Origin of the sequence: Halalkalicoccus sp. CG83, assembly GCF_037081715.1 — an archaeon.
In the GTDB taxonomy this organism is placed as follows: Archaea; Halobacteriota; Halobacteria; order Halobacteriales; family Halalkalicoccaceae; genus Halalkalicoccus; species Halalkalicoccus ordinarius.
This window is the reverse complement of sequence record NZ_JAZDDH010000001.1, coordinates 1,230,695-1,243,422: the sequence shown is the minus strand read 5'-3', so window position 1 is coordinate 1,243,422 and position 12,728 is coordinate 1,230,695. Positions and strand designations below refer to the sequence as shown.

Below are 12,728 nucleotides of genomic sequence, written 5' to 3'. Positions count from 1 at the left end.
GTTTATCCGCCGCGGGATCGACGATGCGGTATGGACGTGAGCAAGGGGTTCCTGCTCGCGGTGATCGGCGCGCTCGCCGTGCTGTCGCTCGCGATCGTCTGGCCCTTCCTCCAGTACGTGCTGCTCGCGGTGCTGATCGCGTATCTGTTGACCCCGATCTACCGCCAGCTCGAGCCCCGCCTCGGGGGGACGAACGCCGCGCTCGTGCTGATGATCGGGTCGACGGGTGCGGTGATCCTGCCGTTCGCAGGGCTGATCGCGTTCGTCGCGAGCGATGCGCTTCGACTCGCCCAGCGCCTCGGTGAGAGCGAGATCGATCTCGGGTTTCTCGAGCGGGTGGTCGCCGCCTACACGGGCCAGGAGGTGGACCTGCCGGCCGCGTTCGCGACGGCCGCCGAGAACCTCTCGGGCGTGCTCGTCGGCAGCGCGCCGGATCTCGTCGGCGCGCTCACCCACGCGCTGATCGGCATCGGGCTGGCGGCGTTCCTCCTCTTCTTCTTCCTGCGCGACGGCCGACGGCTCAGCGCGTGGCTGTTCGAGGTCACCCCGCTGCCCCCGGTCGTCCAGCGCGATCTCGCCGCCAGCGTCGACGACCTCATGTGGGCGGTGCTCGCGGGCCACGTGCTCGTCTCGGCCGTTCAGGGGACCCTCGCGGGGATCGGGCTGCTCGTCGCCGGGGTGCCGAACGCCGCCTTCTGGACGGTGGTGATGATCCTGCTCGCGCTGTTGCCGGTGATCGGCGCCTTCCTGGTCTGGGGGCCCGCCGCGGCGTATCTCGTCCTCACGGGCGATTCGTTCGCGGGCGCCGCGCTGTTCGTCTACGGCGCCGTCGTCGTGAGCTTCTCCGACAACTACCTGCGACCGATCCTCGTCGATCGGCACGTCCGGCTCAGCCCCGCGACGATCATGGTCGGCGTCGTCGGCGGGCTCTACCTGCTGGGCGTGATGGGGCTGTTCTTCGGGCCGGTCATCGTCGGCGGGCTGAAGGTCACGATCGAGGTCTTCGACGAGTATTACGTCGATCGCTGACGCAAGCCCGCGGTTTATCGGTCCGGCGGCTCAGGTGACCGTATGAACGTTCGACGGGGGTTTCTGCTCTCGCTCATCGCGCTGTTGCTCCTGGTATCGTTCGCGCTGATCCAGCCGTTCCTCCAGTACGTGTTTCTCGCGCTGTTGCTCGCGTTCGTCCTCTACCCGCTGCAGCGGCGTCTCGAGTCCCGGACGAGACAGGGGTTCGCCGCTTTAATCCTGGTCGTCGGCGCGGTGATCGCGTTCTTCATCCCCTTCATCGTGATCGGCGCGACCGTCGCGGGCGACGCGATGCAGCTGGCACAGCAGCTCCAGAGCGGCGGAGGCGGCGGCTTCGGGCTCTCGCAGGTCGAGTCGATGATCCAGCAGTACACGGGACAGCAGGTCGATCTGGCCTCCCGGCTGAGCTCCTATGCGAGCGGGGCCGCCGAGACCGTCGCCTCGAGCGCGCCCGGCGTGTTCTCGACGATCACCCACCTGCTCGTGGGGCTCGGTCTCATGGTCTTTCTCGTCTTCTTCCTGCTGAAGGACGGCGAGAAGCTCTACGCGTGGATTCGGAACGTCACGCCGCTGCCGGCGACGGTCCAGGACGACCTCTATACGAGCCTCAACGACATCACGTGGGCGGTGCTACTCGGCCACGTGCTTGTCGCGATCGTACAGGGGGGCATCGCGGGGCTCGGCCTGATCGTCACCGGCATTCCCAACGCCGTTTTTTGGACGTTCATCATGATCGTCCTGTCGCTGATTCCGGTCGTCGGCTCCATCCTGATCTGGGGGCCCGCAGCGATCTACCTCGTCACGAACGGCCAGATGGTCGCGGGGGTCGCGCTGGCCATCTGGGGGCTGGTCGTGGTGAGCGCCACCGACGACTTCCTCCGACCGATTCTCGTCGATCGTCACGCTGAGCTCAACCCGAGCATCATCATCGTCGGCGTGATCGGCGGCGTCTACCTGCTCGGGTTCATGGGGCTGTTCATCGGCCCGATACTCGTCGGTGCGCTGAAGGTCGTCCTCGAGATCTTCGACGAGTACTACGCCGAGCTCTAATCCCGGCTCCGATCACGATCACCGAGCAGCCGGTCGGCGACGTCCTCGGTGTCCTCGCGTCCGAGCGCGGACTGGACCATGAGACGGCCGCCGATCGTCGCCGGACTGATCACCGCGTCCGCCCCCGCCCGCCTGAGCTTGACGACGTTCTCGCGGTCGGTCGCCGCGGAGACGATGCGGATATCGGGGCGGAGCTGGCGGACGGTGAGCACCGTCAGCGCGTCCTCGGCGTCGGTGTTGGTCGCGACGACGACCGCGCGCGCCCGATCGAGGCCGGCGCGCTCGATCGACTCCTCGTCGCTCGGGTCCGCCCGGAGGACGAGCACGTCGCGGTCCGCGAGCCGGTCGGCGCGCTTCTCGGAGTCGGTCACCACGACGAACGGCGCGCGCCCGTCGAGTTCCCCGAGTATCGGTTCGGTGAGTTCGCCGTAGCCGAGCACCAGCACGTGGTCCTCGAGCGATTCGAGTTCTCGTTCGGTCATCTTCCCGAGGGCCGCAGCGAACCGGGCTTCGATGAGGGGGCTCAAAAGCGCACCGAGTGCGACCGCGAAGCTCGCGGTGCCGACCAGCAGCACGGAGATGCCGAACAGCCGGGCCTCCTGGGTCAGCGGCGTCGCGTCGCCGTAGCCGACGGTGCTCGCGGTGACGATCGTGAAGTAGAAGGCGTCGAGGATCGTCTCGACCTCGCCGAACTCCTCGCGCAGCGCGTAGGTCCCGAGCGTGCCGTAGGCCTGTGCGCCCACGAGCGCGAGTCCCGCGGCGATCTGCGTGTTCGTGAGTTCGACCTCGCGGTCGAAGCGACTCCGGTTCGCGAGCAGGTTCGGCATCGCCAGCAGCGAGACGACCACCAGCGGAATCGACAGCGGGCTCGACTGGACCAGCCCCTGAACGGCCGTCAGCGGCAGCAACACGAGCGTCGACCACCACGCCGTCTCCAGCCCCCGCCGCAGCCCGTACGCCGAGAGCAGCATCAGGAAGCCGGTCATCGCGCCGGTGAAGCCGGCAGTGCGCTGGACCGCGGGCGGGATGAACTCCGCGAGCGGCCCGATGAACCCCGTCGCGGTGATGTTGGCGATGCCGGTGACGATCGAGAGCACGGCGACGATCCCCGTCAGCGCGACCGTCAGGCGCGTGCCGACCCATCCCCAGCGTTCGCCCCACTCCATACCCACTCTCGCTCGCTCGACGTTATAGACCCTCGTGTTCGAGCGGGAGAACCCGTGGCTCACGCCCCGGACTCGTCCACCAGCCGGGTGACGACGCGCTTCTCGAACACGCCGGAGTAGCGCATCAGGGTCGTCCCGAGGATGCTCATCACGAGGACGTAGCCCACCGCGAACGCCTGGATGGTGCTCGCGGTCGCCTCGGGGATCGTCACGCCCGCACCGCCGGCGGCGACGGTCGCGATGATCAGCGAGAACTCCCCGCGGGTGACCATCCCCAGTCCGACGCGGATCGAACGGCGTTCGTCGAGGTCGTAGACCCGCCCGCCGAGGAAGCCGCTCGCGAGCTTCGTGGGCGTGGTGACGATCACCGCGAGCACGACCAGGCCGGCGACCGCCGGAAACAGCAGCGGATCGGTGACCAGCCCGATCCAGAAGAAGAAGACGGCGGCGAAGGTGTCGCGGATCGCCTCGAGGTTGTGTTCGAGCTCGTCGACGTACTCCGTGGAGCTGAACGCCATCCCGATGAAGAAGGCGGCGACGGCCTCGCTGACGCCGGCGGCCAGCGCCGCTCCGGCGACGAGGACGGTGATCCCGATCGTCCGGAGGACGAAGAACTCGTTTGACTGGGTGTGGAGCGCGCGTTCGAACCAGGCGGTGCCGAAGGAGACCAGCAGGAGGAGCACGAGGATGAACCCGAGCGCGAGCCCCACCGACCGGACCGCCTCGATCACGTCGCCCCCGCCGAGGACGAGCGCGGAGACGACCGCGAGGTAGACGGCGATGAAGAGGTCCTCATAGACGAGCGTCCCCAGCATGGGATCGCTCTCGCGGTTGGCGATCCAGCCCAGATCGATCAGCGACTTGGTGATGATCGCCGATGAGGAGATGTAGACGATCCCGGCGATCAACAGCGCCGGCAGGAGCGCGCCGAAGACGACGTAGCCGAGGATGAGCCCCGCGCCGAAGTTGATCCCGAGGTCGATCGTGCCCGCGTGGGTGATGCGTTCGCGGTTCTCGATCAGCCGATCGAGGTTGAACTCCAGACCGAGGAAGAAGAGGAGGAAGACGATCCCGAGCTCCGCGCCCACTTCGACGAACGTGGTCTCCTCGACGAACGGGAGGCCGGCCGCCCCGAGAACGTGCGGACCGAGCAGCATGCCGATGACGATGTAGAAGGGGATGACCGACTGGTCGAGCCGGTCGGCCAGCACGCCCGCGGCGGCGACCGCGGCGAACATGATCCCCACGTCGAGGAGGTGGTTCTCTACGGCCACGGCCGGCGGCTCCTCGGGCGAGGCTCGGTGGGCCTGCGATGCATATCTGACCGATGTGAGAGGCGGGGGAATAGCCTTTCCATCCTCGAGCCATCACGAGGGCTCAACGTTTAAGCGTGGGACGGCGAAACGGGGGGTATGGACGTCTCGGAAACGGACCTTCCCGGCGTCGGCAAACGGTTCGAGGTGACCCTTCAGGAGGGCGGCGTGGCGGTGGTCGTCATCCACAACAGCGGTCGGCGCGAACTGTTCTACCGGGAGAGCCCCGACGCCGACAGCGAGGAACTGCTCGACCTCACAGACCAGGAGTCACGCGTCGTCGGCTCGATCCTCGAGGGAGCGTACTTCCAGCCCGTCAGGACCGAGAACCCGGAGACGCTACTGGGCGACGACGTCATCATCGAGTGGTACACCCTCGGAACGGACGACCCGTTCGTCGACGCGACGCTCGAGGAGGCGAACATCCGTGAGCGAACCGGCGTCACCGTCATGGCCGTCGAGCGTGGCGAGGAGTGCATCGCGAGCCCGGAGGCGGACTTCCGAATGCAGGAGGAGGACACCCTCGTCACCGTCGGCACCCGCGAGAACCAGGCCGAATTCGAGGAGCTGCTCGGCTGAGCAACACTTCCGCCGCCCCGAAGGACCGTTCGGTGAGAGGGACGTCCGACCGGTCTAGCTACTGACTAACACGTCCCTCATCGACCGATCCGTACGCCGTCCTCGGTGATCACTAATCGCCGGACTGAACGCCGTTTTTCGCCACGAATCCGTTCTAATGGATCCATAAGGGGTTCTTAGTACCCTGCGTCTGCAAGGCAAAGGGGGATGGCTCGATCGGGGCAAACGATGGGTACGTCAGTCATCCGAGGCTGACCCGGTGGACCGTGTGGGAACCAACGTGCGTTCGAAACACTGACCACAATGAAAACCAGCATCGAGGTCGAGTACTGGGTCGTCGACGGGGAGGGGAAACTCACGCCCGCCGGCGATCTCGTCGACCTCTCAGAACACGTAGAAGGGGAGTTCGTCAAACCCCTCTTCGAGATCAAGACCACGCCCTGTCGGACGGTAGAGGAGCTCCGAAACGAGTTCGTCGAGCGGCTACGATCGACCATCGGAGCAACGCGGGCGCGAGGTAAGCATCTCGTCCCGCTCGGGACGCCGCTCTCGGACGAGGCGATCGAGTACCGGTCCGACGAGCGAACGCAGATCCAGCGACGGGTGCTGGGCGAGTCGTTCGACCACGCGAAACACTGTGCGGGGACACACGTCCACTTCGAACGGGAGAACGCCGTCGGACAGGTGAACGCGCTCACGGCGCTCGATCCGGCGTTCGCGCTGCTCAACAGCTCGCCGTACTATCGGGGCGAGCGGGTCGGCGCGTGCGCCCGTCCGTACGTCTACAGGAAGACCTGCTACGCGGACCACCCGGAGCACGGCCAGCTCAGCGGGTACGCCGAGAGCGTCGAGGAGCGCGAACGATGGCTCGACGGGCGGTTCGAGGCCTTCAAACGGTTGGCGGCCGAGGGCGGCGTCTCCGAGGAGCGGGTCGAGACGCTGTTCGAGCCCGACGATACGGTGTGGACGCCCGTCCGACTGCGACAGTCGTTCCCGACGGTGGAGTGGCGCTCGCCCGACGCCGCGCTCCCCAGCGAGATCCTCCGGCTCGTCTCGGAGATGACGCCGATCGTCCGAGCGACGGGAGAGGCGCCGGTCTCGATCGACGACGGGGAGATCGGCGTCGGCGCCGACGGCATCACGCTGCCGGAGTTCGAGACGCTCGAGCGATACGTCGATCGGGCGATGGCCCAGGGACTGGAGTCGCCCGAGGTGACCGGCTACCTCGAGCGGATGGGGCTCACCCCGTCGCGGTATCGGCCGATCGGCCCGGAGATCGACGGCCGCTCGGAGGTCTCGCCGCGGACCGCCCGTCGGCTCCGGCTCCGATACGCGAGGCGGCTCGAACGCGACGTCGAACGCCTCTCGATCGCCGGTCGTCGCACGACGAGAACCGCGAAGCCGAACGCGACGATCTGACGCGTCGCTCGCGCTACGCGGCCGTTCTACGGCGTCCGGGGTCGAATCGGAGCCGGTACGGCTATAGGTGAGGATCGAAACCCGTTCCCATGGCCGAATCGCTGCCGGTACAACTGCTTCTGGGCGTCTACCTCGGCGTGCTGACCGGCGTGCTCCCGGCGCTCGTCTCGTGGGCGCTCGGCTTCTCCTTTCGATACGTCACCGGCGTCACCGTGCCGGGGCTGGCGGTGGTCGTCCTCGGGACCGCGCTCGCGGGCATCTCCGGCGGGCTGATGGGACTGCTCGATCCCGCCGTCGCCGAGACGTGGGTCAGCGTCGTCGCGCTGCTGGTCGTGATGATGGGCTGTCTCTGGGCGCACGATCAGGGCGATGAGATGGGCGCGGAGTTTCCCCGACGGCTGACGCTCGGAACGCTCCGCGATCACACCCTCCCGCGCGACGTCGTCGAGCGCGTCGGCCGGTTCGGGCAGGTCCGGGTACGGATCCGCGCACCCATCGGCGACGTCGAGGGCTACCCGTCGCTCCCCGACGACGTCCGGCGACGACTGCGGGCCGACGCGTGGACGTTTCCGGCCGACCTCCCGATTCCGGCGCTCGAGAGCCGGCTCGCGACGCGCCTGCGCCGCGAGTACGACCTCGCGGACGTCACCGTCTCGATCGACGACGAGGGGATGGCGACGGTCGCGGCCGCCCCCGCCCCCGGCGGGCTCTCGCGGCGCGTCCCCGAGGGGAAACGGGGCGTCTCGATCGAGACGCTCGTCCCGACGGGGCTCGCCCGCGGCGATCGAGTGCGGATCTCGCTGCCCGAACGAACGGTCGAGGCGACGGTGCTCAGCGTGACCGAGGGGACGGAAGGACACGCGGAGGCGAGCGAGTCGGACGCGACGGACGACACGGCCGAAAAGGAGGAGCCTGAGCGGCGTGCGGCGGTCGCGGCCGGCGGCGAGGGCCGCGTGACGGTCACCGTTCCGTCGGGCGCGGTCGCGGACGTGCTCGAGTCGACCCAGCCGCGGCTGACGGCGTACCCCCGAGGGACGCGCCGGGAGTTCGACCTCGTGGCGCTGCTCGGGCGGGCGGGCGTCCGGTTCGCGTCGCTCCAGGTCGGCTCCGCGGGGCTCGCCGGCACGGCCCTCGAGGATCGGGAGACACGCGAGCGCCACGGCGTCGCCCTGCTCGGGGTACGCCATGCGGACGGGTGGCGGATCGCCCCTCGGGGCGACGTGGCGCTCGCGGCGGGCGACGAACTGCTGGTCGCGGGACCCGTGAAGGCGCTTCGAACGTTCGAGGAGGTGGTTGCGTGACCGACGTCGCGCTCGCCGAACTCGTCGTGGACGCGGCCCGGATTCTCGGTCCTGCGGCGCTCTCGGGGGCGGTCGCAGCGGGGGCGGCCGTCGGCTACCGGTGGTACGCCCGCGATCGGATCCCGAGGCGGCTCGCGGTCCTGATCGGGCTGTCGGCGGTCGCGGCGTGGCTGAACACGCTCGTCGCGCTGCGCCAGTACCTGGACCCCGCGACCGACCCGTTCGACGCGAGCGCGGCGCTGGTGACCGTCACGACGTTCGTCGTCGCCGGCGTGGCCGCCGGGGGTGGCCGGTACCTCGGCGATCGGCTCGCGCGCGAATCGAGCGTGCTCGCGGGTTCGCGTTCGGTCGAGGGAGATGTAAGCCCGCTCGTCCGCGCCGTCGGACGCGTGATCGCCCTCGAACTCCCCGTGACCATCAACGACGTCGAGGGCTACGACCCCGTCCGCGAGGAGCTCCGCGAGTCGCTCGCCGGCACGACCATGCTCTTCCCGCGCGGGCTGACGGTCGCCGAACTCGAGGAGCGTCTGGCCGCGCGGCTGCGGGAGGACTACGACGTCGGCCGCGTTGACGTCGACCTCTCCGCCGACGGGCGCGTCGAGTACCTGGCGCTCGGGCGTCGGGCGGCGGGCGTGGGGCCGACGCTCCCGCCGGGACACGTGGCGGTCGCGCTGCGGGCCGATCCGGCGCCGGAGGCGAGCCCGGGCGACGCCGTGGAGCTCTGGATCGACGACCCCCCCGAACGCGTCGCGAGGGGCGAGCTCCGCGGCGTGACGGAGGGCGTGGCGACCGTTGCAGTCAGGGAGGACGACGCCGGACTCGATCGAGAGCGCCCGTACCGGATCGTGACGCGCTCGGCCGCCCGACGCCCCGACCGGACGTTCGCGACGCTGCTTCGCACAGCCGACGAGACGGTCGGGATCAGTACCGTGCAGGCCGGAAGCGTGCTCGTCGGACGCGACGTCGGATCGATCGGAGCAACGGTCGCCGCGATCCGCACGGCCGATGGCGATCTGGAGGCGCTCCCCGCGCCGACGCGGTCGCTCGCGGCGGGGGAGACGATCCACGTGATCGGACGACCGGAAGCACTTCGACGGCTCGAGTCGAGGGCCAGTACCGAAGCCGTGTAGAAGAGGACGGAACCGTTCAGGCGCAGCAGACGTACCGCTCGCCGTCGCGCTCGACGAGGCCCTCGTTCGTCAGCGTCTCGAGGTAGGGGAACAGCGCGAGCTGCCTCATGCGGAGCGAGCTCTGAAGCTCGTCGATCGTCGCCTCGTCGGTGGTGTGGAGGTAGAGGTAGACCAGCTTCGATCCGGTCGAGTCGATCTCGTCGGGCAGGGTGCGTTCGGCAGCGGACGTTTGCTCGAATGTGAGTTCTGATGTGCTCATGTCTCAACCGACTCCAGCGACCTGTATAAGCCTAATGGGTATATAGAGAATATAATAGGTATGGTATATAATCGCATAATGTAGCGTGGTACCGCGCCACGGACCCTCGAGGCGGAACGCTCATTCGGTCCGGGCGTCCAGGGCGGGTATGGAGTGGAAGCTGTTCGCCGACCTGGCGGAGCTGGCCGACGGGAAACGTATCGCCGTCGACGCCGGGCCGGGAGACACCGTCGGCGACGCGCTCGAGGCGCTCCTCGCGACACGGCCGGCGCTGGAGGAGCGCGTCCTCGACGAGCAGGGCGACCTCGAGGAGCACGTCAACCTGCTCAGAAACGGGAGAAACGTCTTCACGCAGGAGGAAGGTCTCGGGACCGAACTCGAGGAGGGCGACGAGCTCGCGCTGTTCCCTCCGGTCAGCGGCGGGTCCGATCGGCGGTGAGGTCCGCGGCGAAGACGAAATCGGGCTCCTCCGAGACACCCGTCCGGGCGACGGCCGCGTCCGTGACGAACCGGGGAGTCTCGGGGATCAACACCCGCGTCCGATCCGCGCCGATCGCCGCGGCGTCCCGCCGGATCGCGTCGAACAGCGCGCGGCCAGCCGGGAGGTCGTCCCAGGCGCCGACGCCGTAGACCGCCCAGCGCTCGGTTCCGTTCTCCCCGTCGCGCTCGTAGTCGCGTGCCCGATAGCTCATCGCCCGGAGCCCGTCGCCGCGGACGGCGAAGACGCTCGTCTCGTCGGCCGCCCGTCGGAGATCCCCTAGAGAGAGCTCCGAGAGCGCCCACGACTCGTCGAGATCGAGCGCGAGTCCCTCCAGATGGCCGCGGGCGTCGCTCGCGGTCCACGCCTGCCAGGTGGTGTCCGGGTCGTCGGTGACCGCGAGGTCGGGTTCGGCATCGGGGTCGGGCTCGGGACGTGCCCACCGAAACTCGGCCGCCGGATCGAACCCGACCGTCCGCGAGAGACTCAAACTGGGCGTGTTCCACGAGAACACCATGTTGCGCGCGACGAGCGCGCCACGCTCGCGCGCCCACTCGAACAGCGCGCGCGTGAGCCGGCGGGCGACCCCCTCGCCGCGGTAGTCGGGAGCGACGCGCATCCCCTGACACCACGCCTCGCGCTCGGAGAGGGACACACACTGGGCGATCCCCGCGAGGTCGCCGTCTATCTCGACGAGGGGCGTGTACTTCCCCTCGCCCTCGATCCACTCGGGGTAGACGTCCGGCAGGTAGTCACCCATCTCCCGATCGGGCCAGGTCTCGCGGGTGAACGCCGTGACGGCCTCGTGATCCTCGGGGCGGGCCTCGCGGAGCGTCAGATCCATGGCACCGAGCGATCGGTGAGCTCGCCCGCGATCGACTCGTGCATCGCCCCCTCGGGGTCGTCGGCGTTCGCGAGTACCCACATCAGCTTCACCTTCGCCGTTCCAGGCAGGGTATTACCCGCCTCGACGACGCCCGCCTCGAGCAGGTCGCGACCGGTGTCGTAGACCCGATCGCAGACCCGCCCCTCGAGACACTGGCTGGTCATCACCACCGGCGTCCCCGACTCGACCAGTTCGGCGATCCGCGGGATCCAGTCGGTGTGGACGTGGCCCAGTCCCGTGCCCTCGATCACGAGGCCCGCACTTCCCTCGTAGACCGCGAGCGCCTCCGGCCCCATCCCGGGGGTGTACTTCAGGAGTCCGACGTCGGGCTCGAGATCGGGCGAGAGCGAGAGCTGTCGCTCGTCCCGCTCGGCGTGCTCGCGCCGGACCGTGACCTCGCGAGTGGCGTAGTCGACCTCGCCGAGCGGGCGCGCGCCGACCGTCTCGAAGGCGCTCCGACGCGAGGTGTGGTTTTTTCGAACCCGTGTCCCGCGATGGAGCGCACACCGGTCGTCGCTTTCCGTGGCGTGCATGCAGACGAGCACCTCCGCGACGTCGCCCTTCGCGGCCTCGACCGCACAGACGGCGTTCATCACGTTGTCCGAGGAGGGCCGGTCCGCGGAGCGCTGGCTGCCCGTGAAGACCACCGGGACGGGCGTCTCGAGCATGAACGCCAGCGCCGAGGCGCTGAACTGCATCGTGTCGGTGCCGTGCATCACGACGACGCCGTCGGCGCCGGACTCGATCTCCTCGTACACCGCCCGAGCGAGGTCGCGCCAGACGTCGGGGGTCATGTTCTCCGAGAGGATGTTCGCCACCACGCGCCCGCGGTAGTTCGCGAGCCCTGCGAGGTCCGGCACCGCTCTGAGGACGTCCTCGGCGTCGAACCGAGCCGTGACCGCGCCCGTACGGTAGTCGACGGTGGAGGCGATCGTTCCTCCCGTACTGATCAGCGCGATCGTGGGGAGGTCGTCGTCGAACTCGACCTCGCTCTCCTCGCTCTCGCTCTCCTCGCCGATCTCGTGGACGTCGGCCTCGAGCCGTTCGACCGTCGCCGCCTCGCGGTCGATGCCCACGTTGTAGCCGCCGTCGAGCTTCAACACGAGGTGCTCGGGCGTCGAGGAGGGCAGCACCACGCCCTCGTAGCGTCGATCCGCGCGCTCGGCGCGGACGCGGTCGCCAGCGTTCGCGTTCATGCACCCGGGTATCCGGCGGGCCGACTTCAACCCGACGGTAGCTCGATCCGCCGGGTTCCGAGGCCGAACCTCGCGGGTCGTATCGGCGGCCGGACGGCGGAACGGGCGACCGGGGACTCCGCCGGAATCCGATTCTACGACGAACGCTCGACCTCGGCGTCCGCGAGGATCGCGTTGACGATGATGCCCGTCATGAGCACGAAGGCGGCGATATAGAGGGTCGTGAGGATGACGAGAATTCCGCTGAGGACGCCGTAAATCGCGTACCGGCCCGCGTTCCTGGCGAAGAACAGAACGACGCCGTGCAGGACCGTCCATCCGAACGCGGCGGTGAGCGCGCCGGGTAGCGCCGCCGAGGGTGAGGTCAACAGCCGTGAGGGGGCGTAGTAGAGCGGGAGGAACGCCGCCGCGAGCGCGCCGAACAGGACGATCGAGGCGGTGATCGCGACGAGCGGGCCGAACGATGGCAGGCTGAAGAGGATGCTGATCAGGACGATCGAGAGGATCGCCAAGCAGAGCGATCCGAGGGCGATACCGCCGTTACGAAGCCGGTCGGCGGGGCGATCCTCGTCCGTACCCTCGATCCGCTCGAACACCGTCTGGAAGTCGAGGGCGACGTTCACGCCGCTCCAGACGAGCACTACGGTCGCGAGCACCGCTACGCCGATCCGCCCCGAAGCGTTCGTCGTCGCCTCGTAGACCAATCGTTGGGCGTCGGGCGTGAGAAATCGAGGTGCTGCAGTGTAGACCCGACCGGCGAACCGCTCACCGACGATCACGAGGACGAGCAGGAGCAGCGGAACGAACGAAACGAACGCGTAGTACGCGAACGTGGCCGCGGGGTATTTGATGTCGTGCTCGTCCGCTGCCCGGGCGACGGTCATGACGAATTCGAGGGCGTCGGACAAGCGAGCCATATCGA

General features: G+C 68.8%; 13 protein-coding genes. 7 read left to right on the top strand and 6 right to left on the bottom strand.

Annotation, left to right across the window (positions count from 1 at the left end; genetic code table 11):
- Positions 1-30: 30 nt before the first annotated feature.
- Positions 31-1,029 (top strand): AI-2E family transporter, encoded by a 999-nt coding sequence (locus V0Z78_RS06455; RefSeq protein WP_336343809.1) that lies wholly within the window; start codon positions 31-33, stop codon positions 1,027-1,029.
- Positions 1,030-1,071: 42 nt separating this feature from the next.
- Positions 1,072-2,079 (top strand): AI-2E family transporter, encoded by a 1,008-nt coding sequence (locus V0Z78_RS06450; protein WP_336343808.1) that lies wholly within the window; start codon positions 1,072-1,074, stop codon positions 2,077-2,079.
- Here the strand turns inward: V0Z78_RS06450 and V0Z78_RS06445 are convergent.
- Together V0Z78_RS06445 and V0Z78_RS06440 are read right to left on the bottom strand one after the other, a co-directional pair.
- Positions 2,076-3,245 carry an NAD-binding protein gene (locus V0Z78_RS06445; protein ID WP_336343807.1) on the bottom strand — a complete coding sequence of 390 codons (1,170 nt, stop codon included), beginning with the start codon at positions 3,243-3,245 and terminating at the stop codon, positions 2,076-2,078. The two genes, V0Z78_RS06450 and V0Z78_RS06445, sit on opposite strands and share 4 nt — an antisense overlap.
- 59 nt (positions 3,246-3,304) lie before the next feature.
- A complete protein-coding gene (locus V0Z78_RS06440; RefSeq protein ID WP_409338725.1) occupies positions 3,305-4,483 on the bottom strand; it encodes a cation:proton antiporter in 1,179 nt (392 codons plus the stop codon).
- A 174-nt stretch (positions 4,484-4,657) separates the two neighbouring features.
- Between V0Z78_RS06440 and V0Z78_RS06435 the strand changes: the two genes are divergently transcribed.
- From V0Z78_RS06435 to V0Z78_RS06420, 4 genes are all read left to right on the top strand, one after another.
- Positions 4,658-5,137: a cation:proton antiporter regulatory subunit gene (locus V0Z78_RS06435; RefSeq protein WP_336343805.1), complete on the top strand. Its 480-nt coding sequence runs from the start codon at positions 4,658-4,660 to the stop codon at positions 5,135-5,137.
- A 303-nt stretch (positions 5,138-5,440) separates the two neighbouring features.
- A complete protein-coding gene (locus tag V0Z78_RS06430) occupies positions 5,441-6,556 on the top strand; it encodes a glutamate-cysteine ligase family protein (protein ID WP_336343804.1) in 1,116 nt (371 codons plus the stop codon).
- An 89-nt stretch (positions 6,557-6,645) separates the two neighbouring features.
- Complete coding sequence (locus V0Z78_RS06425) at positions 6,646-7,857, top strand: TrkA C-terminal domain-containing protein (protein WP_336343803.1); 1,212 nt, start codon at positions 6,646-6,648, stop codon at positions 7,855-7,857.
- Positions 7,854-8,987 carry a potassium transporter TrkA gene (locus V0Z78_RS06420; protein WP_336343802.1) on the top strand — a complete coding sequence of 378 codons (1,134 nt, stop codon included), beginning with the start codon at positions 7,854-7,856 and terminating at the stop codon, positions 8,985-8,987. The genes V0Z78_RS06425 and V0Z78_RS06420 overlap by 4 nt, the downstream gene beginning before the upstream one ends.
- A 16-nt stretch (positions 8,988-9,003) precedes the next feature.
- On the opposite strand, the gene V0Z78_RS06415 is transcribed toward V0Z78_RS06420, so the two are convergent.
- Entirely contained in the window at positions 9,004-9,246 is a 243-nt protein-coding gene (locus V0Z78_RS06415) for a TrmB family transcriptional regulator (protein ID WP_336343801.1), read from the bottom strand.
- Positions 9,247-9,394: 148 nt separating this feature from the next.
- Between V0Z78_RS06415 and V0Z78_RS06410 the strand changes: the two genes are divergently transcribed.
- A complete protein-coding gene (locus V0Z78_RS06410) occupies positions 9,395-9,685 on the top strand; it encodes a ubiquitin-like small modifier protein 1 (protein WP_336343800.1) in 291 nt (96 codons plus the stop codon).
- Here the strand turns inward: V0Z78_RS06410 and V0Z78_RS06405 are convergent.
- The 3 genes from V0Z78_RS06405 to V0Z78_RS06395 form a co-directional block, all read right to left on the bottom strand.
- Positions 9,660-10,568 carry a GNAT family N-acetyltransferase gene (locus V0Z78_RS06405; RefSeq protein WP_336343799.1) on the bottom strand — a complete coding sequence of 303 codons (909 nt, stop codon included), beginning with the start codon at positions 10,566-10,568 and terminating at the stop codon, positions 9,660-9,662. The genes V0Z78_RS06410 and V0Z78_RS06405 overlap by 26 nt on opposite strands.
- Positions 10,559-11,806, bottom strand: a complete 1,248-nt coding sequence (gene gatD, locus V0Z78_RS06400) for a Glu-tRNA(Gln) amidotransferase subunit GatD (RefSeq protein ID WP_336343798.1) — start codon at positions 11,804-11,806, stop codon at positions 10,559-10,561. Before gatD ends, V0Z78_RS06405 begins: the two co-directional genes overlap by 10 nt.
- A 134-nt stretch (positions 11,807-11,940) precedes the next feature.
- Complete coding sequence (locus V0Z78_RS06395) at positions 11,941-12,723, bottom strand: YihY/virulence factor BrkB family protein (protein WP_336343797.1); 783 nt, start codon at positions 12,721-12,723, stop codon at positions 11,941-11,943.
- Between the last annotated feature and the right edge of the window lie 5 nt (positions 12,724-12,728).